25 protein-coding genes are annotated in these 21842 nt (G+C 70.9%); 10 read left to right on the forward strand and 15 right to left on the reverse strand.

Annotated elements, in window-relative coordinates; all coding sequences use genetic code 11:
* The first annotated feature begins 45 nt into the window (after positions 1-45).
* Entirely contained in the window at positions 46-936 is an 891-nt protein-coding gene (locus WMF34_RS05120; protein WP_437992585.1) for a hypothetical protein, read from the forward strand.
* Here WMF34_RS05120 and WMF34_RS05125 read toward each other — a convergent pair.
* Entirely contained in the window at positions 872-1786 is a 915-nt protein-coding gene (locus tag WMF34_RS05125; RefSeq protein WP_437992586.1) for a hypothetical protein, read from the reverse strand. The genes WMF34_RS05120 and WMF34_RS05125 overlap by 65 nt on opposite strands.
* The gene (locus WMF34_RS05130; RefSeq protein WP_012233606.1) at positions 1759-2733 is read right to left on the reverse strand and encodes a ferritin-like domain-containing protein; all 975 of its coding nucleotides are present in this window, start codon (positions 2731-2733) and stop codon (positions 1759-1761) included. The genes WMF34_RS05125 and WMF34_RS05130 overlap by 28 nt, the downstream gene beginning before the upstream one ends.
* A 510-nt stretch (positions 2734-3243) precedes the next feature.
* On the opposite strand from WMF34_RS05130, the gene WMF34_RS05135 reads away from it, so the two are divergent.
* Together WMF34_RS05135 and WMF34_RS05140 are read left to right on the forward strand one after the other, a co-directional pair.
* Positions 3244-3603 (forward strand): DUF2325 domain-containing protein, encoded by a 360-nt coding sequence (locus WMF34_RS05135; RefSeq protein ID WP_437992587.1) that lies wholly within the window; start codon positions 3244-3246, stop codon positions 3601-3603.
* 259 nt (positions 3604-3862) lie between these two features.
* Positions 3863-4222 (forward strand): DUF2325 domain-containing protein, encoded by a 360-nt coding sequence (locus tag WMF34_RS05140; protein WP_437992588.1) that lies wholly within the window; start codon positions 3863-3865, stop codon positions 4220-4222.
* A 41-nt stretch (positions 4223-4263) separates the two neighbouring features.
* Here WMF34_RS05140 and WMF34_RS05145 read toward each other — a convergent pair whose 3' ends face one another.
* From WMF34_RS05145 to WMF34_RS05165, 5 genes are all read right to left on the reverse strand, one after another.
* Positions 4264-4482: a hypothetical protein gene (locus WMF34_RS05145; protein ID WP_012233609.1), complete on the reverse strand. Its 219-nt coding sequence runs from the start codon at positions 4480-4482 to the stop codon at positions 4264-4266.
* A 36-nt stretch (positions 4483-4518) separates the two neighbouring features.
* Positions 4519-5124: a PH domain-containing protein gene (locus WMF34_RS05150; protein ID WP_437992589.1), complete on the reverse strand. Its 606-nt coding sequence runs from the start codon at positions 5122-5124 to the stop codon at positions 4519-4521.
* A 250-nt stretch (positions 5125-5374) separates the two neighbouring features.
* Positions 5375-5638, reverse strand: coding sequence for a GIY-YIG nuclease family protein (locus tag WMF34_RS05155; RefSeq protein ID WP_437992590.1), 264 nt, complete (start codon positions 5636-5638; stop codon positions 5375-5377).
* A complete protein-coding gene (locus tag WMF34_RS05160) occupies positions 5635-8004 on the reverse strand; it encodes a tetratricopeptide repeat protein (protein ID WP_437992591.1) in 2370 nt (789 codons plus the stop codon). Before WMF34_RS05160 ends, WMF34_RS05155 begins: the two co-directional genes overlap by 4 nt.
* An 11-nt stretch (positions 8005-8015) precedes the next feature.
* Positions 8016-8864, reverse strand: a complete 849-nt coding sequence (locus WMF34_RS05165) for an SDR family oxidoreductase (RefSeq protein ID WP_437992592.1) — start codon at positions 8862-8864, stop codon at positions 8016-8018.
* Between the two features lie 53 nt (positions 8865-8917).
* Between WMF34_RS05165 and WMF34_RS05170 the strand changes: the two genes are divergently transcribed.
* The gene (locus WMF34_RS05170; RefSeq protein ID WP_437992593.1) at positions 8918-9163 is read left to right on the forward strand and encodes a hypothetical protein; all 246 of its coding nucleotides are present in this window, start codon (positions 8918-8920) and stop codon (positions 9161-9163) included.
* Between the two features lie 72 nt (positions 9164-9235).
* Positions 9236-9601, forward strand: a complete 366-nt coding sequence (locus WMF34_RS05175; RefSeq protein WP_437992594.1) for a VOC family protein — start codon at positions 9236-9238, stop codon at positions 9599-9601.
* 25 nt (positions 9602-9626) lie between these two features.
* Here WMF34_RS05175 and WMF34_RS05180 read toward each other — a convergent pair whose 3' ends face one another.
* On the reverse strand, positions 9627-10586 hold the full coding sequence (locus WMF34_RS05180; protein WP_012233614.1) for a TetR/AcrR family transcriptional regulator C-terminal domain-containing protein: 960 nt from the start codon (positions 10584-10586) through the stop codon (positions 9627-9629).
* Between the two features lie 205 nt (positions 10587-10791).
* Here WMF34_RS05180 and WMF34_RS05185 point away from each other — a divergent pair, with 205 nt between their 5' ends.
* A complete protein-coding gene (locus tag WMF34_RS05185) occupies positions 10792-11973 on the forward strand; it encodes an FAD-dependent monooxygenase (protein WP_437992595.1) in 1182 nt (393 codons plus the stop codon).
* Between the two features lie 111 nt (positions 11974-12084).
* Positions 12085-12582: a hypothetical protein gene (locus WMF34_RS05190; protein ID WP_012233616.1), complete on the forward strand. Its 498-nt coding sequence runs from the start codon at positions 12085-12087 to the stop codon at positions 12580-12582.
* 213 nt (positions 12583-12795) lie between these two features.
* On the opposite strand, the gene WMF34_RS05195 is transcribed toward WMF34_RS05190, so the two are convergent.
* Both WMF34_RS05195 and WMF34_RS05200 read right to left on the reverse strand, forming a co-directional pair.
* Positions 12796-13467, reverse strand: a complete 672-nt coding sequence (locus WMF34_RS05195; protein WP_231864694.1) for a hypothetical protein — start codon at positions 13465-13467, stop codon at positions 12796-12798.
* A 370-nt stretch (positions 13468-13837) separates the two neighbouring features.
* Positions 13838-14839 (reverse strand): hypothetical protein, encoded by a 1002-nt coding sequence (locus WMF34_RS05200; protein WP_012233618.1) that lies wholly within the window; start codon positions 14837-14839, stop codon positions 13838-13840.
* Positions 14840-14886: 47 nt separating this feature from the next.
* Between WMF34_RS05200 and WMF34_RS05205 the strand changes: the two genes are divergently transcribed.
* Positions 14887-15462, forward strand: coding sequence for an exonuclease domain-containing protein (locus WMF34_RS05205; protein ID WP_437992596.1), 576 nt, complete (start codon positions 14887-14889; stop codon positions 15460-15462).
* Position 15463: 1 nt separating this feature from the next.
* Here the strand turns inward: WMF34_RS05205 and WMF34_RS05210 are convergent, their stop codons facing one another.
* Both WMF34_RS05210 and WMF34_RS05215 read right to left on the reverse strand, forming a co-directional pair.
* Positions 15464-15922 (reverse strand): hypothetical protein, encoded by a 459-nt coding sequence (locus WMF34_RS05210; RefSeq protein WP_437992597.1) that lies wholly within the window; start codon positions 15920-15922, stop codon positions 15464-15466.
* Between the two features lie 107 nt (positions 15923-16029).
* On the reverse strand, positions 16030-16179 hold the full coding sequence (locus tag WMF34_RS05215; RefSeq protein WP_437992598.1) for a hypothetical protein: 150 nt from the start codon (positions 16177-16179) through the stop codon (positions 16030-16032).
* Between the two features lie 846 nt (positions 16180-17025).
* Between WMF34_RS05215 and WMF34_RS05220 the strand changes: the two genes are divergently transcribed.
* On the forward strand, positions 17026-19287 hold the full coding sequence (locus WMF34_RS05220; protein ID WP_437992599.1) for an SdrD B-like domain-containing protein: 2262 nt from the start codon (positions 17026-17028) through the stop codon (positions 19285-19287).
* A 326-nt stretch (positions 19288-19613) separates the two neighbouring features.
* On the opposite strand, the gene WMF34_RS05225 is transcribed toward WMF34_RS05220, so the two are convergent.
* Positions 19614-20360 (reverse strand): outer membrane lipoprotein-sorting protein, encoded by a 747-nt coding sequence (locus tag WMF34_RS05225; protein WP_437992600.1) that lies wholly within the window; start codon positions 20358-20360, stop codon positions 19614-19616.
* Between the two features lie 104 nt (positions 20361-20464).
* Between WMF34_RS05225 and WMF34_RS05230 the strand changes: the two genes are divergently transcribed.
* On the forward strand, positions 20465-20776 hold the full coding sequence (locus tag WMF34_RS05230; RefSeq protein ID WP_044964057.1) for a hypothetical protein: 312 nt from the start codon (positions 20465-20467) through the stop codon (positions 20774-20776).
* Between the two features lie 9 nt (positions 20777-20785).
* Here WMF34_RS05230 and WMF34_RS05235 read toward each other — a convergent pair whose 3' ends face one another.
* Together WMF34_RS05235 and WMF34_RS05240 are read right to left on the reverse strand one after the other, a co-directional pair.
* Positions 20786-21103 (reverse strand): DUF1330 domain-containing protein, encoded by a 318-nt coding sequence (locus WMF34_RS05235; protein ID WP_437992601.1) that lies wholly within the window; start codon positions 21101-21103, stop codon positions 20786-20788.
* On the reverse strand, positions 21093-21824 hold the full coding sequence (locus WMF34_RS05240; RefSeq protein ID WP_437992602.1) for an SDR family NAD(P)-dependent oxidoreductase: 732 nt from the start codon (positions 21822-21824) through the stop codon (positions 21093-21095). Before WMF34_RS05240 ends, WMF34_RS05235 begins: the two co-directional genes overlap by 11 nt.
* Positions 21825-21842: the final 18 nt, after the last annotated feature.

Genomic DNA, 21842 nt, shown 5'->3' on the forward strand with positions numbered 1-21842 from the left:
ACGCGCTGGGCCGCAAGGTGCGGCATACGACACCGTCGTGATGCGGTGGAGACCGACCACCCTGGCCTGCGCGTCGAGGTCAGCGACGCGGTCGACCACGTAACCGTGGTCGAGCGGGATCCCCTGGGCGTACTTCAGCGCCGTGGAGAGCGCGTCCTCCGCGTGCGCGCTCCTTTGCGGCTACCCCCGAACGGCAATCTCACCTTCAAGTCGGACGTCGATGACCTCTCGTATGACGACCCGCTCCATCCTCACGCGGTCACCGGCGCGGGTACGGACACCTTCGCGCATGACGCTGTCGGCAATCAGACCGCGCGGCCAGGTGGTACAACGGTGCGCTATACGCCGTTCGACCTGCCAGAGCAGATCACGCAGGGCGCGAGCACCATCACGTTCGGCTACGACGGCGACCAGCAGCGGATCCGCAAAACCACGGCGGAAAAGGAGACGCTCTACTTCGGCGATCTGTACGAGCGGGTCACCGATGCTGCGTCAGGCGCCGTGGAGCAGCGGTACCACGTCCACTCGCCGGAGCGCGTGGTGGCGATCGTGACCCGGGGAGGCTCGGACGACGGTACGCGCTACGTGCACGTAGATCACCTCGGCTCGATCGATGCGCTCACCGACGAGGACGGCGCTGTGATCGAGCGGCGGAGCTACGACCCGTTCGGGCAGCGCAGGAACCCCGTCTGGGGAGAGCGCCCGCCGGCGTCGTTCCCGAGCGAGACGACGCAGGGGTTCACCGGGCACGAGAGCGACGGCGCGGGTGAGCGTCTTCGCGCCTGCAAAGTCGTTCATCCTTGCGAGACGTGGTTCGCGTCGCTCTCCGGGCGCGGATCCCGGCGCTCGCTGCCCGATCGGAGCGCCTCGGTCACTCCAGATCTGGTCGCGCCCTGCCCATGCCGATGGCCCACGCCATCGTGTAACGCGCGTTGATCTCGCACCGCGGATTCCAGCGCAGCGCGCCCTGCTCGTCCTCCCAGCGGAAGGCGTCGATCCCGAACGGCCCGAAATAGCCCGCGCCGGCGAGCGCCTCTCCCGCCTCGAGCGCGGCCTCGACGAGCCCCCGGCGCTCGCCGTCGCCGAGGTCGCCCTCGCCGGCCAGGGCGGCGCCGAGGTACGCCCCGTTCGCGTCGCAGCGCTGGACACACGGGTCGCCGAGGCGCACCGCGCCACCGCGGGCGACGTGCCCGTGCAGCGAGAAGTCGCCGCGGCGTTCGACCCACGGCTCGACCTGCAGGCCGCTGTCCGGCGACGCGGGGTCGAGCGACGCGGCGGCCCAGGGCCGCGCGTCGGGCGGCAGCGCCCCGCGGGCGACCCGGCGCCGGCCGCGCCCGGCGAACCCGAACGGCCGCTTGAGCAGCCAGTGGCCGGTCGGCGTGGGCTCCGCGATCGCGGCCTCGAGCTCGGCCAGGGAGGTGACATAGCGCGCGCCGGGCAGCGTCTGGCCGAGGTCCGCGCAGAACCTCCGGTGGTTGGCGCGCCGGAGCACCTCGAGCGGCGGCGCCTCCGCGAGCGCGACGCCGGCGCGGCCGAGGAGGCGAAGGGCGCGGGGCGTGGGGCACCACGCGCGGCCGACGAGCGGCGTTCCAGGAGGCGCTGGCGGCACGAGGGGCGAGGAGAGCTCGGGGCTGAGCAGGACGTCGCCGGGGCGCAGCAGGGCCGAGACGCGGCCGGCGAGCTCGGGAGCCCGGCCGGCGACCGCGGCGCGCGGGGTGTACCCCGCGGGGCGCGCCAGCTCCTCGTCGGCGTCGAAGTTCAGGACCCAGGCGCTCGCTCGGTCCATGAGGCCAGCGCGTCGAGGAACGGCTCGGAGAGGCCGGAGCGGCTGCGGTCGCGGCGGTTCATCGGCTCGCCCCGCATGAGCAGCGGCGAGAGGGGCGGCGGGATGTGGCGCACCCACGCCTCGAAATCGCTCGGCCCGCGCTGCGCGACGTCATCCGGCCCGCGATGCGCGGCTTCACCCGCGGTGGCCGGATTGCCTGCGGCAGACGTGGAAGGCGGCGCCTGGCCAGCGCTCCCGCTCGCCTGCGTGAAGCGGCGGAACCAGCGGACCCCGAAGCGCACGTGCGGGATCTCCTCCGCGCAGACCCGCTCCGTGAGCGCGGCGCCCTCGACGTCGCCGATGGCGCGGAAGCGCTCGGCGAAGCGCGCCGTGTGGTCGAGGTTGCCCCCCTCGAGGCCCATGCCCATCACGGCCACGAACTGCGCGGGCGACGCGGCGGCGGGCACCCGCGTCCAGAACCAGTCGCGCACCGGGAAGTCGCCGAAGCGGTGGCCGATCGCGGCGAGGTACGCGGCGTAGAGCCGCATGTGGCGCACCTCGTCGAGGGCGATCCGGACGAGGCCGCCGCGGAAGGCGCGCGGCGTCTCGGGGAAGGCGAGCAGCGCCCAGGCCATGAGCTCCGCCGCCTGGAGCTCGTGGTGCAGGAACGCGTGGAAGAGCTGCGCGCGGCGCGCCGGGTTGCGCAGCGCCTCGGGCCCCGGGCTCTTCTGCGCGCGCTCCGAGATGCGCAGCGCGGCGGGCCGTCCAGGTCGCTCGAGGCGCCTCGGCGGGGCTGGTGCGGCGCCCGACGCGGACAGCGTGGCATCCGACTCCCAGAGCGAGGGCACGGGCGGCGGAGAGAGCTTGTGCTCGAGGTCGGTCGAGAGGACGTAATCCCAGGCCCAGCGCTCGACGGTGCCGGGCGGCGGCGGAGGCGGGTCGCTGGGCGGCGTGGCGGGAGACATCATGGCACGGCGGGGCAGGGGGGACGCCGCTCCCTACCACAGCTCGACGTCGCCGGCGGAACGCCGTGGCATCCGCCCGGAGAGCGCCCCCATGGGGGCGTTCAATATGGACTATTATTGAATTTTATTCCGGCCTTCCCGCCTCCGTGGCGGCATCCGGCACGCCCTCACCGGGCGCACCCCGGCCGCGGGCAGCGGGGACGGCATGTCGGGCTACCTCGGTGCCGGTGGGTTTCCCTGCCGCACCGAGGGGTCGTGGTCGCGGCGCTCTCGTGGCTTTGGCGGGACGCTCGCGGTAGCGCCTGCGATCCGTCTCCTCGCCCGGGCCGCGCGCGCCGGCAGGAACCGCTGCGAGGGGGAGAATATTCCCCGATCCTCGCGGCGACCGCCGCGCAGCGTCGGGTCGTCGCGCTCGCGATGTCACGATGACAGAGGCCTCGGTGACTCGACGACATTTTGCCGGGGAATAGGCCGGAGCCGCGACATTTGCGCGGAAATGGCCGCCGGAGCAGCGTGGCTTACGCCTTGCTCCAGGGAGATCGCATGAAGGCGGAGCGGCGTTCCCAGGCGGTCGACAGGAAGCGCGAGGAGCAGACGGTGCTGGTCATCGGGGGCAGCGGCGGAATGTCGAGCCGCTACCGCGATGTGGTCGAGAAGCACGGCTGGTCGCTGCGCCATTACGAGAACCGCGTGCCGCCGGGCGCGCGCCACGGCGTGGGGAGGATCGCGCTCATCGTGATCATGGTGACGATGGTCTCGCACGCGCTGCGCGATCAGATGCAGAGCCTCGCGGCCGATGGCGCCCCCGTCGTGTACCTGCGCAGCGCGTCCGTCTCGGCGCTGCGGGCCGCGATCGAGCAGCGGTCCGCCTGACACCACGTCGCGCCGCCGCGAGGAGAGGCCCTCTCCCCCGGAGCCGGCGTCGCGCCTCTTCTCCTGTCCTCTCGTCTCCTGTCCTCTCCTCTCCTCTCCTCTCCTCTCCTCTCCTCTCCCGACCCTCCTCGAGCATGTCTGTCCCGCGTTCCGACGCTCGCGCTGTCACGGTGACAAGGGCCTTTGTGATTCGAGGACAATTTGCCCAGGAATAGAGTCCGATAACGAGGATTTTGCCGGAAATGGCGAGCTGGAGAGCGTGGCTTGCGCCTTGCTCCAGGGAGATCGCATGAAGGCGGAGCGGCGGAGTCAGGGGAGCGACAGGAGGCGTGAGGAGCAGACGGTGCTGGTCATCGGGGGCAGCGGCGGCATGTCGAGCCGCTACCGCGATGTGGTCGAGAAGCACGGCTGGTCGCTGCGCCATTACGAGAACCGCGTGCCGCCGGGCGCGCGCCACGGCGTGGGGAGGATCGCGCTCATCGTGATCATGGTGACGATGGTCTCGCACGCGCTGCGCGACCAGATGCAGCGCCTCTCGGCGGATGGCGCCCCCGTCGTGTACCTGCGCAGCGCGTCCGTCTCGGCGCTGCGGGCCGCGATCGAGCAGGCGGCCGCCTGACGGGACGCGCCGCGCCCGCGCGAGGCGGGGCCACGCAGCGCTCAGCGCACGCCGACGAGGCGCTGCATCAGGCGCTGGAACTCGGGGACCGAGAGGTCGATGTGCTCGACGACGCGGCCGTAGAGCGTGGCCGTGGGCACGTTGCGGCCGTTGAACTCCTTCTCGAGCTCGGAGAGCTTCCACAGGATGATGCGCTCGGCGCGGGTCAGGCCGTCGCGCACGTCCGGGAGCTCGTCGAGCGGGGATCGCCTAGGGGGCATGGTCGGGCTCCGAGATCTGGCCTTCGTGGGCCGCGCTCACTGCACGACGCCGAGCACGCGCTGCTGGCGCGCGAGCTCCGCCGCGTTCTTGAGGGCCTCGAACAGCTCGCGCGACGCCGGCAGCCCCCGGATGACGAGCTCGGGGTCGCTCGCGTCCTTCGTGAACACGCGGATCTCCGCGACGTCGAGCAGCCGCTGCATGAACGTCTGGCGGAGGTCGATGTCGAGGACCCGCCAGAGCTGCAGGGTCTCGATCCGGCGCGTGAGCAGGCCGGCCTCGTAGTCGATCGTGCGATCGGTGATCTTGTAGCGGAGGCTCTTGCGCTTCCAGTGCAGGATGCCGAGCCAGATGAGGCCCACCAGCACGAGCGAGAGCACGCTCGCCGCCACGTAGGACCAGAACCACGCCTTCCAGCTCGGCGTCCCCTCGAACAGGACGCGCGCCGCGCCCGGCGCGGGGGCGAGCGCGCCGCCGGCGGGGGTGAGCGCGCCCGGCGCGGGGGCGAGCGCGCCGGCGGCGGGGGTGAGCGGCGCGGCGGGGGCCGCGGCCACCGGCGCTCGCTCGTCGAGCATGCTGCCGCAGAATCGGCACTTGATCGCGGCGTCCTGGATCTGCTCCGCGCAGAAGGGGCAGGGCTTCACACCGACGATTGTAGTCTACATCCCGGGCGCGAGATCCACGGCAACCGGCGCCCGGCGCCGGAACCACGGCGCGCCCGATGGGGCCGGGAGGCGATGGCCCTCACCGGTCCCCCCTGCCCCAGTGTTGACCAAGCTTCGCGCCGCGTTCCCCTACATCCGAACGTTTACGTTTACGTGGTCGTGGTCGTGGTCGTGGTCGTAAACGACAGGCCGTGAACGACCACGACCACGTCCACGTCCACGTAAACGTTCACGTTGCCCCTCTGCACCCGGCGGCGAGCGCCGCCTTGCCCGCGCGCCCCAGCCGCCGGATCGCAGCCTCCCTCCGCAGGGCCGCCCCCCTGTCGGCCGCCTCCTCGACGTGGACCAGCGCGAGCGGCCCCCGTCCGCGCGTGTACCGCGCCCCGCGCCCCGCCGCGTGCTGCGCGAAGCGCGCCTCCACATCGCGGGCGATCCCCGTGTAGAACGACCCGTCTCCGCAGCGCAGGATGTAAACGTGCCAGCCCGCGGTCACTCCTTCGGCCCCTCGTTGTAGCCGCGCGGCCGGTACTTCGGGTCCACTCCGCCGTGCGTCGCGCCGTTGTCGAGCGTGTCGATCGCGAGGTACGCGAGCCACGTCCCGGGGTGCTCCTCCGCGAGCCGCCGGAGCTCCGCGTCGTGCGCCGCGAGCCGCTGCTCGTCATGCAGGCACTGCAGCGCGAGCGCGATCAGGCTCAGCTCGTTCGGGCCGAGCTCCATGCCGCGCTGGTAGTGCGGGAACGCCTCGTCGGGGCGGTGCATCCGGCAGAGCGTGTCGCCCGTGTACACGTGCGCCATCGGCCACGTCGGGGCGAGCTCCATCGCGATCTTGCTCTCGGCGAGGCGGGCCTCCAGGTCGCCGCGGGCGCCCTTCATCACCGAGTAGTTGAGGTGCGCCTTGGCGCTGTTCGGGACCGCCTCCTTCGTCGCCGCCCAGAAATCGAGGTCGTTGCGGTAGTCCATCGCGTGCCGGTAGGCCTGCGCGCACTGGAAGCCGAAGAAGAGGACGAACAGCGCCGGCGTCACCCACGCCCTCCACGACCACCGCGCGCGCGGCGTGAGGGTCGAGCCCGCGAGCGCCTCGTGGAGCCACGAGAAGGCGACGGCGAGCACGAGCGACGTGCCGATGGCCGGGAAGTACCAGAAGCGCTCGGCGCGCACCGTCGGCAGGACGACCGGGATGTTCGAGTGCGGGAAGTAGCTCACCACGACCCAGGTCAGCCCGATCGCGGCGATGCACAGCCCCGCGTAGCCGCGGCGCAGCGGCACCCAGGCGCTCCGGTCCGCCGTCGCCGGGCAGGGCAGGGGGCGCGCGCCCTCGACCAGCAACCCGAGCCCGAGGAGGAACGCGGGCAGGAACGGAAGCGGCCAGAGCACGAGCGGCAGCGCCCGGAGCAGCGGCACGCGCCCCGCCGGGCGGAGCACGTGCCAGTCGTACGCCGCGAGCCCCGCCGCCGCGATCGCGAGGAGCGCCCCCGCGAGGAGCAGCGGCCACCTCCGCGACGTCGCCTGGCCGCCGTCCACAAGGAAGGCGGCGCGCACCGAGCGCCGCTCGCGCCGCTCCAGGTGCTCGCGGCGGAGGGCCGCGATCCAGAGCGCGAGCGAGCCGAGCGGGGGCAGCACCATCATCGCGGCGCCGGCGACGCTGCCGAAGAAGACAAGCCTGTCCGGCACCGGCTCCTGCGGGTACGAGTAGTCGCCGCTCAGCGTCCACGGGAACACGATCTGCGTGAGGCCGCGCCAGTAGACGCGCAGCGCGCCGGCGATCCGGTGGGGCGTGTCCGCGGCGCCGAGCGGGTTGTTGAGCGGATCGCGCGGCAGGGGCGCCTGGTGGAACCAGACGAGCGCGTCGTGGAGCGCGCGCTTCACGAGCGGCGCGCCCTCGGGGAGCGGCGCGGCGAGCTCGGCCGGCATGGGCGCGGGGAACCAGCGCCGCCGGAGCTCGACGTAGAGCACGAACGCCGCGCCCGCGGCGAGCAGCGCGAGAAGCGCCCGGACGAACCGCGCCGGCCGCGTGGGGTGGGTGAGCGGCGCGGCGATCAGCGCGGCGAACGGGACGAGCGGCACGCAGACGAGCGCGCTCTCCTTGGAGAAGAGGCCGAAGAGCACGGCCGCGAACACGCCGAACGGCATCGCCCACGCGGGCAGCGCGAGGGCGGCGAGGGCGGCGATCGCCCCCATGCCACCGAGCACGTCGGCGATGCCCACGATGCCGCTCACCGCCTCGGTGAGCACCGCGCAGCCGACGAAGAGGAGCCCGGCGAGGTACGCGAGCCCGCGCCGCCGCGTGAGCCAGAACGTGACGCACGTGAGCAGCGCGCCGTTCACCGCGTGGAAGAGGACGTTGTAGAAGTGGTGGAAGAACGGCTGCTTCGTGACCGCCCAGATCGTGCGCCAGAGGAAGTTCGGCAGCGGGCGGTAGGAGCCGACGCTCCGGTCGGGCGGCAGCCCCCAGAAATCGCGGTGGATCGCGTCGAGGAAGCCGATCCCGCCCTTCGCGTTCACGTACGGGTTGGCGAGCAGCGCCTCCTGCTCGTCGAAGATGTAGTTCGTCGACGGCGCGCGCGTGAAGAGGATGACGGCGACCAGCGCGAGCGGCGCGATCGCGGAAAGGAAGGTCGGGTCGAGCGCGAGGAAGTAGTCGCGCACGCGCCGCGCGGCGTCCCCGAGGAAAGACGGCGCGGCGGGCGGCCCTGCCGACGGCGGCAGCCCGGAAGACGGCGGCGGGCCGAAGGACGGCGGCGGCCCTGCCGATGGCGGCGCCCCGGAGGACGGCGGCCCGTACGGCGTCGTCGTGTCGTCGTCGAGCGCGCTGGACATGGGGTCGCGCGCGGCGGCAGGGGGCGGGGGCGGATAGGTCACGCCGCGCCCTCTCAGCCCTTCACGTCCGGTGGAGCGCCCGGCGCGCCGTCCGGCTCGGGGATGGACCAGATGTCGCCCCAGAGCGGCTGGCCGCCGTCGACGCCGTAGACCGCGCCCGTGATGAAGTCGTTCTGGTCGCTGGCGAGGAAGACGATGAGCCGCGAGACCTCCTCGGGGGTGGCGAGGCGCTTGAGCGGCGTGGCGCGCCGCGCGAGCTCGAGCAGCTCGTCGCCGTACTGCGACGTGCCGCTCGACCGGATGTTGCTGCCGGGCGCGACCGCGTTGATCCGGATGCCCAGCGCCGCCCACTCCACGGCGAGCGAGCGGGTCAGGTTCTCCACGCCGGCGCGCGCGGCGCCCGTGTGCGCCATGCCCGGGAAGCCGCGGCTCACCGACGCGGTGACGTTCACGATCCGGCCGCGGCGCGCCGGCAGCATCGCGCGCCTCGCAACCTCGCGCGTCATGAAGAAGGTGCCGTTCAGGTTGTTGCGGACGACCGCCTCCCAGCCCTTCGGCGTCAATTCGCTGGCCGGGCTCGGGAACTGGCCGCCGGCGTTGTTCACGAGGACGTCGACGCGGCCGAATTTCCCGAGGACCTGGCCCACGAAGGCGGCGATCTGCTCCGGCTCGCGGATATCACACGGCGCGGCGAGCACGTCGTCGCCGGGGACGCCGTCGCCCGCGAGCGTGCTCGCCGCGGCCTCGAGCTTGTCGGCCCGGCGGCCGCAGAGGGCGACCTTCGCGCCGAGGTAAGCGAGCTCACGCGCGCACGCGAGGCCGATGCCGCTGCCCCCGCCGGTGACGATCGCCACCTGGCGTTCGAAGAGTCCTGGGGCGAAGATCGAGCGCACCTGGGTCACGCCCCGCGTTTACAACGGCTCAGCGGGCGCCGCCACACGCTGGGCGATCCGGGGTGGTTCCGGCGTCCCAGGCAGAAAGGCCCCGGCGTTCGGGGGGCGCTTGCCCGATCACCCACGAGGCCGAGGACCTCTCGACCGGGGGGCGCATCGCCGTCAAACAGCTCCTGATCTGGAAGCGCGCGGAGTGGAAGGCCCTCGATCTGTTCGAGCGCGAGGCGAGGGGCCTCGCGAACCTCACCCACCCCAGCATTCCTGGCGCGCAGGAGGCGCTCGCAGCGCTCGACCGGCCCGCGCGCTGAGCGCGCCACGACCGCGGGGCCCGCTTGACGATCCGCGCTCCGGATCGAATGGCAAGTGGGGAGGGAACACCGATGTCGATCGAGCTCAACCACACCATCGTCCCCGCGCACGACAAGGAGGCTGCCGCGCGGTTCTTCGCGCGCATGTTCGGACTCGCGGTGGACGCGCCGTTCGGGCCGTTCTCCCCCGTGCGCATCAATGGCGGGCTCACGCTCGACTTCGCGGACCGGGAGACGTTCGAGCCGCACCACTACGCGTTCTTCGTGGATGACGCGGAGTTCGACCGGATCTTCGAGCGCGTCCAGCGCGCCGGCATCCCCTTCAGCGCCGATCCGCACGCGAAGGAGATGGGCCGGATCAACCACCGGAAGGGCGGCCGCGGCTTCTACTTCCGCGATCTCGACGGGCACGTCCTCGAGGTGCTGACGCGCCCGTGAGCTCGGCTTTGCGCTGCGGGCCCGTTCATTCGCACGGCCGCAACGTCTTCATGAGGCCGTCGATCATCGGCTGGAGGCCGAACTCGAACACGCGATCGAGGTTGAAATCGTACCCGCCCGAGAGCTCGTCCAGCAGCCTGGCGAAGCTCGGATACGGCCCCGACGTCGCGATCGCCAGGAGCGCGGCCCCCTGCGATTCGTTCCACTGCGCTTCGGTCATTCCCGTGGTGGCCTCGGCCTCGCGCTCCGACTCGAGGTTCACGGCGACGCCGCGAACGTAGCTGTAGAGCGTCATGTGCGCCTCGAGCCGGGTCGCCGCGTCGATCCCGGGGGCTTCCATGGCACGCAGGATCCACTCGGCGTGCGCGATCACGTTACGCAGCGCGACCGGTCGCGCGAGCGGCAGCACGTGCGCGAGCCATCCGTGCCGCCGGTACAGCGCCCACTGCGCGCGGGCAGCGCGGATCAGGGCCTCGCGCAGATCGCGAGGAGGCGACCTCGGCAGCGGGTGCTCGCCGAACACCGCGTCGATCATGAGGAGCACGAGCGCGTCTTTCCCCTCCACGTACCGGTAGAGCGACATCGTCGGTACGCCGAGCTTCGCGGCGACACCGCGCATGGAGAGGGCGTCGAGCCCCTCGTCGTCGGCGAGCCGGATGGCGGCCTTCACGATCCGCTCGCGCGTCAAGGCGCCGCCTCGCTCGGACGGCTCACATGCCGCGCGATCACCCTCGGCCACCACGTGGCCCGAGCGCGGTACCGATCGGATGAGCCCCTCGTGGCGCAGGGTCGACAGCGCCTTGGTGGCGGTGGCGAGCGCGACGCCGAAGGAGCGGACGATCTGGCGCGTCGAAGGGATGCGATCGCCCGCTCGGAGCCGCCCGGATGCGATGCGCGCGCGCAGGTCGTTCGCGATCTGCAGGTAGGGCGGTCCGTCGGCCGACTTGCGGCGGTTCGTCGGCGCGCTGCGCTTCACCGGAGGCATGGTGACTGTACTAGCACAGATGGTCGGTTGAAAGCGCGCGCGATGCTGCCGGGGCGCGGCGCGCGACCGCGGCTGTTCTAGCCTAGAATATTAGCCCATGGCGCCGTTCGTGGGGTGCCGGGCGCCGCCGTCGTCGCCATGCTCGTGCGTACGTCGTACGCGCTCGGATGCGTACGTCGTACGCAACCTTCCCCCCGAGGTCCCCATGTCGAACGGCACCGTTCTCGTCTCCGGCGCAGGCATCGCAGGCCCCGCGCTCGCTTACTGGCTCTCGCGTCGCGGGTTCACCCCCACCGTGGTCGAGCGCGCCCCCGCCCTGCGGGCAGGAGGCAACGCCGTGGACTTCCGCGGGCCGACGCACCTGCGCGTCCTCGGCGAGATGGGGGTGCTCGACGCGATTCGACAGCATCAGACCCACATGCGGGATCTCGCGATGGTGGACGAGGCCGGCCGGCGCCTCGTCACGCTCCCCGCGGCGTTCGCGAGCGGCGACGTGGAGATCGAGCGCGGCGACCTCAGCCGCATCCTCCACGAGGCCGCGAAGGACGCGGCCGAGTTCGTGTTCGGCGACAGCATCGTCTCGCTCACCGACACGCCGGACGGCGTCGACGTCACGTTCGAACGCGGCCGGCCGCGGCGCTTCGACCTGGTCGTGGGCGCCGACGGACTGCACTCCCGCGTGCGCGCGCTCGCGTTCGGCGACGAGTCGAGGTTCCTGCGCTTCCACGGCCATTACGTGGCGACATTCGCCGCGCCGAACCACCTCGGCCTCGATCACCAGGGCCTCATCTTCAGCGAGCCGGGGCGGGCCGCCAGCGTCGCGAGCGCCCGCCGCCCCGAGGAGGCAACGGCGCTCCTGATGTTCGCCTCCAGGCCGCTCGACCACGATCCGCGCGACGTGGCGCAGCACAAGGCGATCCTGGCCGAGCGTTTTGCGGGGATGGGGTGGGAGGTGCCGCGTCTGCTCGAGGCGATGAGGCAGAGTCCGAGTCTATATTTCGACGCCGTGGGGCGGATCGACATGGATCGCACCTCGCGCGGTCGCGTCGTGCTCCTGGGCGACGCCGGCTACGGCGGCACCCTCGGCGGACAGGGGACCGGGCTCGCCGTGGTCTGCGCGTACGTGCTCGCGGGTGAGCTCGCCGTCGCGAAGGGAGACCACCGCGCCGCGTTCCAGCGTTACGAAGCGCGGATCCGTCGATATGCCCGGCGCTGCCAGCAGGGGGCGAAGCGCGTCGGCTCGTTCTTCGCACCGCCGACCCGCGTGCAGCTCGCGCTGCGCAACGCGATGTACCGGGCGCTCACGTCGCGCCCGCTCTCCCGCTGGTTCGAGAAGATGGTCACGAGCGCCGCCAGCGACCTCGTGCTCCCCGTGTACCCGGCGTGACCTCCTCGCCGTGTCTCGATCGGCTGGAGTCGTCGACGCACGGTGTGGAGGCCGAGCGCGCGGTCCCGCGACTTCGGTTCGCCGTGCCACGCTTCCTGGTATCGTGCCCGAATGGACGAGGACGAAGAGCTTCGCGAGTCCGAGAACCTCGAGCAGATCGTCCGCGCGTCGGCGGGCGACGCGGCGGTGCATGTGACCGACGGAGAGAGCGTCGACGACGTGCGCGATTACGGCAGGGTCCTCGACGCGCTCGACGCGATCTCGGGCGGCGTGCTCGGGATCACCGCGCGCCGCTTCGAGGAGGGCGCGACGCGCACGATCGTGCTCGATCGGGGCGCGCGGGCGGCGATCGAGCTCCGCCTGGAAGGCGATACCGACTGGATCGACCATCCGGCGCTCGTCGAGCAGCTGGATCGCGCGCTCGAGGCGGACGGCGCGCCGGGTCGCTTCTATGCATTCTGTTCCCGATCGTGGGGACAGGAGGTCGGCTTCGCCTACCTGCCGAAAGCCGAGGGCGAGCGCATTGCGGAGCTCGTCGCGGCCCGGGAGGACATCGCGATCTTCGAGGACTTCTTCCCCAAGGGGCGCCAGACAGTCGACGAGGACTGACTCGGCGCGCCCACCGATGACCTGACCCGGCTGCGCGGCAAGGTGGCCATCGAGAACACCGGCGGGCAGCATTTCTACCCCTTCGAGTACGAGCCTCCGGACGACGGGCGAGCTGACCAAGGACGCCAAGATAAGATTCTCTTCTTGGCGCTCTTGGTGTCTTGGCGGTTCGAAATTCCGCGATCCTCAGGCAAATGCAACCCGTCTGTCGCGCTAGCGCGGGACCTCGGGGATGAACTCGGCGCCCAGGCGGAAGATCAAAAAGTCCTTGGTGACGTTGCCGCCGCCGCTGCTGCCGGGCCACATGAAGGGGCTGCCGCCGCTGCGGTCCGGATCCCACTCGTACCACATCCACCGAGCCTCCTCGTCGATGTCGCAGACGATGGAGAACTCATTGCCGGGCTCCGGGACCGAGCGCTCCGTGTCGTTCGTCTCTCCGAATGCGACATGGCCGTGCGCAGACGCCTCGGTGGTCACCCAGCCGGCGCTGGTCGTCTGCGGGTCGAGATCACCGCTGTTGCAGCGCGCGATATACTGGTTGATGGTCTCCAGCGTCGGCCCGTTCGAGCCGAGGTCGTAGTCCTCGCCCGTCGCGCAGACCTCCCACGCGCCGTCGCCGGTGAAGACGGGAGCGGCCCCCTCGCGGAAGAACTGGCCTATCACGCCCTGTGTCGTGGACTTGTCGGCGTACGTGATGATGTAGAGATAATGCCCGGCGTTCGCGGACGCCGCCGGCACGGTGTACGACTCCGGCCCGTTGCCTATGGGACAGGAGAAGATCTTCCCGGCGAGGTTGTTCTCGATGCCTCCGAAATAGTTCAGGAGCCCGTCGCCGGTCCCGTAGCCAAAGCCGTACGCATTGTCGGCCGTGATGATCACGCTCACCGCGGTCGAGAGCCCGGTCCCTCCGCCGACGCCGGCGATCTCACCGAGACCGTTCTCGTCCTCCCCGCCCGCGCCCGCGCCCCCGTTACCGCCGCCGCCGCCGGCACCGGCGCCGGAATCGCCAGGATCGGTGCCGGCGTCCGAACATCCGGTTGCATGAAGCGCGACAGCAAAAGCCCAAGCTGAAACAAGACGTAAATTCATTCCACCAGGATCGGCGAAGTCGCGCCCTGCGTAAAGGCCTCTCGGTGAGCACGAGCGCGCCGTCCGGGCGTCGCGGGCCATCTGGCACGATTCCGACGCTGCCCTCGCCGGGGTGCGTCCCGCCTCCCGGAAGGAAAAGAAGGTCACGCAGGCGGCTTGGTCCGCCTCAGCCCTTGTTCCCCGCTCGCCGCTCGAATCGAAGCCTGAGCACCTCGTCCTCGAGCTCGTTCGCGATCGCCATCGCCCGCCGCCTCGCCTCCGCGCCCTCGTCGCCGCCCACGATCCGCGCCAGCATGTTCAGCGCCATCGCGCGCATCCGCATGTGCCCGCCGTCCCCCGCATGCCGGCACGCCTCGCGCGCGAGCGCGGCGCCTTCCTCGGGGAAACCCTGCTTCCACCGCGCATACGCCAGCCCGTTCGCCCGCCGCGACCGCGCGAAGGCCGGACCGTCCTCCGGGATGCGCCGGTAAAGCGCCTCCGCGGCCGCCGGATCCGGCTGCTTGCCGCCCCAGGAGCGGTTCCGCTCGAAGGCGCGTTGATCGATCCACCGGGCGAACAGGCAGGCTCGGTCGCTGGCGGGCATCGGCAGCTCGAAGAGCGGCGCGATCTCGTCGAGCAGGCCGGGCACGCGCGCGACGTCATCACGGCTCGCCACGAAGGCCTCTGTGAGCAGGGCCTCCACCCGCGCCTCGGGCGGGGCCTTTCCGAGCAGCGGCCGGATGCGGGCGAGGTGCGTCCTTCCGGCCTCGCGGTCGTCGCCGCGCAGCGCGCAGGTGGCGTGGGCGAGGGCGAGGAAGACGTGGGAGGTCGGATCCTCGTTCACCGGCGGTCGATCCCAGAGACGCAAGAGGTCCTGGGCGAGGGGCAGGGGCAGGTCGGTGAACCGCGAGTGATAGGCGCCCATCCAGCGGGCGCGCTCCGTGAGCGCGTCCGGCAAGCCGAAGGCCGCGAGCGCGCGCGCCCCCCACGTCCCGCCGTCCCGCTGGCCGCGCGTCCGCAGCCGGCGCAGGGCGCGCTCGATCGAGGTCACGTCGTCCTCGTAGCCACGCAGGGAGGAGAGCCGCTCGGCGACCGCCGTCAAGGAGCCGTGCTGCGCGACGAGCCAGGCGACGTAATCCTCCCAGGAAAAGCCCGCGGGAGCGGCCTGTCCGGTTTCGTGTCCGGGCATTTTCTTCGCGCCGATCCTATCAAGGTCCAGCAGAGAGGAGCACGGACATGGGAAAGGACCCCGCGTTTTTCCTGGTGATCGATCTGGAAGCGACGTGCGACGAGGAGGGCCGCATCCCCGAGCGCATCATGGAGATCATCGAGATCGGCGCGGTCCTCGTGGACGGCGCGACGCTCGAGCCCGTGAGCGAGCTCGCCACCTTCGTGCGCCCGGTCATCCGGCCGAGGCTCACGGAGTTCTGCACGAAGCTCACCACGATCACGCAAGCAGACGTCGACGCCGCGCCCACGTTCCCCGAGGCCATCGCGGCGCTCGGGCGCTTCGTCGGCCAGCGGGAGGCGCTCTTCTGCTCGTGGGGCGATTACGACCGCAAGCAGTTCGAGATCGACGCGGCCCGCTGGGGCGTGCCCTTGCCGCTGCAGGGGCACATGAACATCAAGAAGCGCTTCTCCGCGGCGCTCGGGGTGACCCAGCGCTACGGCATGGCGAGCGCGCTCGAGCGGCTCGGACTCCCGCTCCACGGGACACACCACCGCGGGATCGACGACGCGCGCAACATCGCGCGGATCCTGCCTTACGCAATTGGCCGCGTGCCGATCCCCGAGGCAGGGCCCGCGGGCTGAGTCAACCCTCGCGCGCCACGCGGATCGCCTCCGCGATGCCGGCGGAGGTGAGCTCGGGGTCGTTCAGGAGCGTCGCCGCCCAGGTCGCGAGCTCGCCGGTCGTCCGGAAGACGTTCGGCGCCCGCCCCGTCTGCAGCAGCATCATGACGGAGCGGACCGAGGCGGCGATGAACCCCTCCGACTCGACGAGCGTGGCCGTGCCCCTGAGGGTCCGGGAAGGGGAGCTCGCCGCCCGCCGCATCGCGGCCCGGCTCGCCTCGTCCGGCGGCAGGGTGTGCTGAAGGGGGAGGACGACGACGAAGGCCGCGCCGCCCGGCTGGTCCGCCGACCAGCGAGCGAAGAGCTCTCGCGAGCGATCGATCCCGACCGCGGTGGCCTCGCCCCGCCAGACCAGCAGCATGAGCCGCCGCCACACCGCGACCACGTACCCGTCCGTGCGCTCGAGTAGCTCGGCCGTCATCGGAGGAGGACGGACCGTTATCATTGTGGCGCATTGTCGTTCCGCCGGGGGGATGGTCGTCAAGCCCATGCCCATGATTCGGCGCTCGCCGGACCCGGCGGACGCGGCTACGCCAGGAGCCCGTCGCTCTCCAGCCGCTCCGGCCGCTCGATGGCCGCCCGGGCGTCGCGCCAATCGGCGGCCGCCAGCAGCACCCGCTTGGCCGCGGTCCCGCTCAGCGTCTCGAGCAGCGGGAAGCGCGTGGCCGGGCCCACCATTCTGGGTCGGGCGCCTTGGTGAGCCGGCTTTGGTGTGCGGCGTACCAGCGGCGGCGGCCTCCGGCGCCGCGCCGGGGGCGCGCGATGAACGGCATGTGACGAACGGCATGTGACGAACCGCATGTGATGAACGGTGCGCGACGAGCTGCGCCCGGCGCCTGACACCCACCCGCACGCGAGCCCAAGAGCCACGTGAAGAACTCACGCGGCAAAAAAGGGTCTAGACAGGCGAAGCGAAGATTCGTTATCTTGAAAAATGGTCCCGTGCGCACTCTGCATCAAATCTCGTCAGACACTCCCGCGTACCTGATCCGATCGTGTTCGTCCCTCGGCCTCCGCGAAGGGGCGGCGAGGGCTGCTGATCCGGCTGAGCGTCGCGGCGTGCCGCCGCCGCACGCGCCGCGCGGGGCACGCCGCGACCCGCGGACCGCGAGCTGCGCACTGGCCATCGAACTCGATGAGACATCGATGCGACAGACCACGCTCGTCTCTGCGTTCCTCCCCACAGATCGCGAGACGGCGCGAGACGACGCGAGGCGCCCAAAAACGTCACCGCACGACCCAAAATTGTCACCGCGCAACTCGATGTATTTTTCTGATCTGTCTTCAAAAAGATCTGGACACCTTCGTAGTCGAGTTGCTATCTTGAACACTGTCACCTTGCGCATCCGCCCTCTGATCGAAGCCAGAGCACCCGCGTACTTGATCTGATCCTGATCAACCCGCGGGGGCTCATTCCGACCGGAGCCCGCGAAACCGACCTCGCCTGACCCGTGTGTCATGGCGCCTGCTATTCGGATGACGCTCCAGCAATGGTTCACCCGTGAGGACCTCGAGGAGCTACCAATGAAGCAGATCGCAATCGCATCTTCTGCCGCGCTCGCCACGCTGTTCATCGCCGCCACCAGCCTCGCCAACACGACCGCTCCGTCGCCCACGTGCACCGTGATCAAGCGGGGTGTCCTGGGCGACATCTACAACGCGGAGATATGGAGCCTCGCCCCGAGCTACCATGTCCCGTCCCCCTTCGAGGTCAACACCGGGTACTCCAGCTCGGTCGGAGAGAAGCGCGCCCTGTTCCGCTTCGATCTCAGCCCCATCCCCGCCGGCTCTCTCGTCACGTCGGCCAAGTTCTACGCCCTGACGTACACGAGCACCGCGAAGACCGTGTACGTCCACCAGGTGCTCGCCCCCTGGAGCGAGGAGCTCGTCACGTGGAACAACTTCGGCGGCATGGACCCCGCCGCGTTCACCTCGTTCGTGCCCAACGTCACCGGGTGGAGCTCGGTCGACCTCACCGGGATGGTGCAGCAGTGGGTGAGCGGGACGGCGCCGAGCTACGGGATCCTCCTCGAGGAGGGCGCCAGCGGCAAGACGTCGTACAAGGGCAGCGCCCACACCGACATGGGTTACCGGCCTCTCCTCGAGGTCTGTTACACGGCCCCGAAGGGCTCGATCGGCGACAAGGTGTGGTTCGACGCGAACGCGGACGGCATCGAGGACGCCTCCGAGCTCGGCATCTCCGGCGTCGTCGTCGACCTCTTCGGCGACGCGAACTGCGATGGCGTCGCCGACGGCGCCCTGCTCCAGACGGCCGTGACCGGCGCGAACGGCGTCTACCGCTTCACCGAGCTCGACGCGGGCTGTTACGTCGTCGACGTCGACGACGCGACGCTCCCGCTCGGCCATATCCTGACCAGCGACGACGAGCCGCTCGGCGTGTCCCTCGACGCGGGTGAGAACGTGGCCAACGCCGACTTCGGCTACGTGACGTACTCGTCGATCGGCGACACGGTGTGGCTCGACAGCGACGCCGACGGGCTCTACGAGCCGGAGACCGGCGAGCTCGGCGTCAACGGCGTCCGTGTCGAGCTGTTCCAGGGAAACCAGCTCATCGACTTCACCATCACCGGCACGAGCCCCTACACCGGCCAGCCCGGCTTCTACCTCTTCGACACGCTCCCGGCGGGCACCTACTCGGTGGTCATCACGCCCGACAACTTCATGGCGAGCGGCCCGCTCGCTGGACAGGAGCCGACGGCCGACCCCGACGGCGGGCTCGACAACGTGGGCGTTGTCTCGCTCGGTTGGGCCCAGGACCTGCTCGACGCGGACTTCGGCTACCAGCTCTCCTGCGGCAACGGCGTCTGCGGCGGCGACGAGAGCTGTTCCACCTGCGCCGTCGACTGCGGCGTCTGCCCGCCCCAGTGCGGCAACGGCACCTGCGAGGCCGGCGAGGACTGCGGGAGCTGCAGCGCCGACTGCGACGTCTGCCCGCCCGCCTGCGGCGACGGCACCTGCAACGGCAGCGAGAGCTGCGGCACCTGCGCGGACGACTGCGGCACCTGCCCGCCGGTCTGCGGCAACGGCACCTGCGAGGCCGGCGAGGACTGCGGCAGCTGCTCGGACGACTGCGGCGCCTGCCCCGCGGTCTGCGGCAACAACGTCTGCGAGAACGGCGAGGACTGCTCGACCTGCACCGGCGACTGCGGTGCTTGCCCCGCGGTCCCCGGCAACGGCGTCTGCGAGGCCGGCGAGAACTGCTTCGAGGTCCCGAGCGACTGCGGCATCTGCCCGCCGGTCTGCGGCAGCGGCGTCTGCGAGGCCGGTGAGACCTGCTCGAGCTGCGCGGCCGACTGCGGCGAGTGCCCGCCGGTCTGCGGCGATGGCGTCTGCAAGGCCGGCTCCGAGGACTGCTCGAGCTGCGCGGCCGACTGCGGCGCCTGCCAGTGCGCCTCCCCCGGCACCGGCACCCCCGGCTACTGGAAGAACCACGAGAGCGCCTGGAAGGTCTCGCAGCTGACCATCGGCGGCAAGACCTATACGAAGTCTCAGCTCCTCGACATCATCAGCCGCCCCACCAAGGGTGACGTCACCTACATCATCGCGAAGCACCTCATCGTCGCCAAGCTCAACGTCGGTATCGGCAACCAGTCGAGCTGCATCGAGGACACCATCGCCGCGGCCGACGCCTGGCTGAAGAAGTACCCGCTCGGCACCAACGTGAAGGAGGGAGGCAAGAACTCGCCCTGGGCGGCCGGCGAGCCGCTCGCCACGAAGCTCGACAACTACAACAACGGCCTCCTCTGCGCGCCGCACCGTGACTGACCGACGCTCGGCCGATAGCCGGTGATCGGCCGGCACGACGAGATCTCCCTCAAGGCCAGCGCCCGCCCCGAGCGAACCGCCTCAAGCGCCACCTGCGCTGGCCTCCTCCCCCCTCCTCGGCCGCTTCCCCTCCCGCGCCGCTCCCTCCCCGAGCTCCTCCTTACCGAACGTCCTGGTCCGCGATCGGCAGCCTCATCGCGCGATCGCTCCGCGACCAGCAAGCCCTGCGAGGCGTGCCGCTGCACCCTTGACGCCCTCCAATCGACGAGGAGGCGACCCTGAGGTCGAGTGCTTGAGGAGATGGTGGCCTTCGACGACCGTGTCGCTCACTTCTCCAGGTTGCGCTTGGAGAAGGTGTCGTCGTTGATGCCCTCGTTCACCTTCACCTTCTTGCGCGTGAGCGTGGTGGTGAGGTTCTTGGTGTGGTCCACCATCTTGAGGGTGCCGGGGGTGCAGACGTCGCCGTCGCAGGAGTAGCCGGTGCGGGTCTCGGTCTTCACCAGCTTGCCCTCGGTGTTGTAATACTTGAGCTCGCCGGGGACGTTCTTGTCCTTCGTGATCGTCATCTCGATCTTGGCGTAGGAGGTCGTCTGGCCGCTCCTGGGGGTGAGCGTGAGCTTGACCTCCTTGCCGCTGGAGGAGCTGACGGCCGGCGTGTAGCTGCCGTATTTCTGGGTGGCCAGGTCTCCCTGGCTGAAGGCCATGCCGAAGGCGCCCTGATCGCTCGTGTGGCTGGCGATGCGGCGGACTTTGCCGAAGGACGGCAGATAGACGTACATCTCGGTAGGAGAGAGGATGAGGACCTTGGTGCCTTTGAGGTCCGCGGGAGCGGTGAACTCGGCGAGGCGCTTCTCGCCCTTCATCCACACGTTGATGCCGACGGTCTTCTCGGGTTTGCCGCCCTCCGTCGTCTTGGCCTCGTATTCGAGGTAGAGCGTCCTGGCCTTGTTCATGGCCGCTTCGGTCGCTGCCAGGGCCTTGTCGGCGGCGTCGTCAGCCAGCGCCGCGGGGGCGTGCGAGAGACCGAGCGCGACCGTGGTGGCGAGGATGGAAACGAAGCGCGAAAACCTCATCGGGACCTCGGAGAGCTGGGGGCCCGCCGCTTGCCGGGGCAGAGCCGCCGTCGTTGATCAGGGCAGTGGAGACTGGGGGCGGTGGCACCGATATCGAACAGAGTGTGGGCGCCCTCGGCATCGTAGAAACATGGCGTCCGCAAGGTCAATCCTGCTGTTTTCGCGCCTGCCGCCGTGGCCGCGCCACCGGACACGTCGGAGGAGGTGGGAGCGGACGCCTCCATGAAAGACGAGCACGGCCGGCGAACGGCTGGACCTCGGGCGGCGCGTTCGCCGCGGCGAACCGCTTCACCTTCTCTGACCTGGGCAGCCCGGGCGCGGGCGTCGACGCCGTCGACGTGAACTACTACGGCGCGGTCGGCGTCGCGATCCCCGGCGGCTTCTTCGATGACGGCGACATCGTCTACACGCCTTGAGGAGGCAGCTCACCCCGCCGTCGCTTCGAGCTCGCCGAGGATGAAGGTCGCCGCGACCGCCGGCTCGAAGAGCTCGGCGCGCACGGCGCGGTACTGCGGGTCGGCGAAGAACCGCTCCCGCGCCGCGCGGTCGGGGAACACCAGGGTGAAGACGCGGTTGATCCGCTCATCCCCCTTCAGCACGCGCGCCACGACGAAATCATGGCCGAACGCGCCGCCATGGGACAACAGGATCGGCATCATCCCGGCGCGGTAGCGGGCATAGGACGCCTCGTCCGTCACCTGGAGCCCCACCAGGAGCACGTGCTGCCGGCCCTCAGCGCCCATGGGAGTAGCCTCCATCCACGTCGAGCGTCGTGCCGGTCACGAAGCCGGCCCTGGCCAGGAACAGCGCCGCTTCCGTCGTGTCCCGCACCTCGCCGACGCGCCGCAGCGGGTGGATCGACGCCAGCGAATCGGCGCCTTCGCCGATGAGCGGCGTGCGGATGATGCCGGGCGCCAGCGTGTTCACGCGGATGTTGTGGGCGGCGAGCTCGGCGGCCAGCGAGACGGTGAGCGCGTGGACGCCGCCCTTGCTGGCCATGGCGGCCGAGGCCGGCATCCGCGCCATGGCCTGCTGGACGAGCACCGTGCCGATATTGATGATCGAGCCCCCGCCGCCCTCGATCATCAGCGGCACCGCCGCCTGCGTCATCAGGAACGTTCCCTTCACGTTGGTGGTGAAGAACCGCTCCAGGTCCTCCTCCGTGCTCTCGAGGAACGGCTTCACGCCGAAGATCCCGGCGTTGTTGATCAGCACGTCGACGCCGCCGAAGCGCTCGCGCGCGGCTCCGGCGACGGCCCGCGCCGTGGCCCGATCCCCCACGTGGCCCGGCACGGCGACGACGCGCGCCCCGCCGTCGAGGCTCCGCCGCGCCTGCTCGAGCTTCTCCGGGTCGCGGCCGTTCATGACGACGCTCGATCCCTCGGCAAGGAAGCTCCTGGCGAGGTCGAGGCCGATACCGCTGCTGGCGCCCGTGATGATGACACGATCGATCCTGGTGGACATGGAGTGTCGCTCCTTTCG

Source organism: Sorangium sp. So ce145, assembly GCF_051525985.1.
GTDB classification, from domain to species: Bacteria; Myxococcota_A; Polyangia; order Polyangiales; family Polyangiaceae; genus Sorangium; species Sorangium cellulosum_B.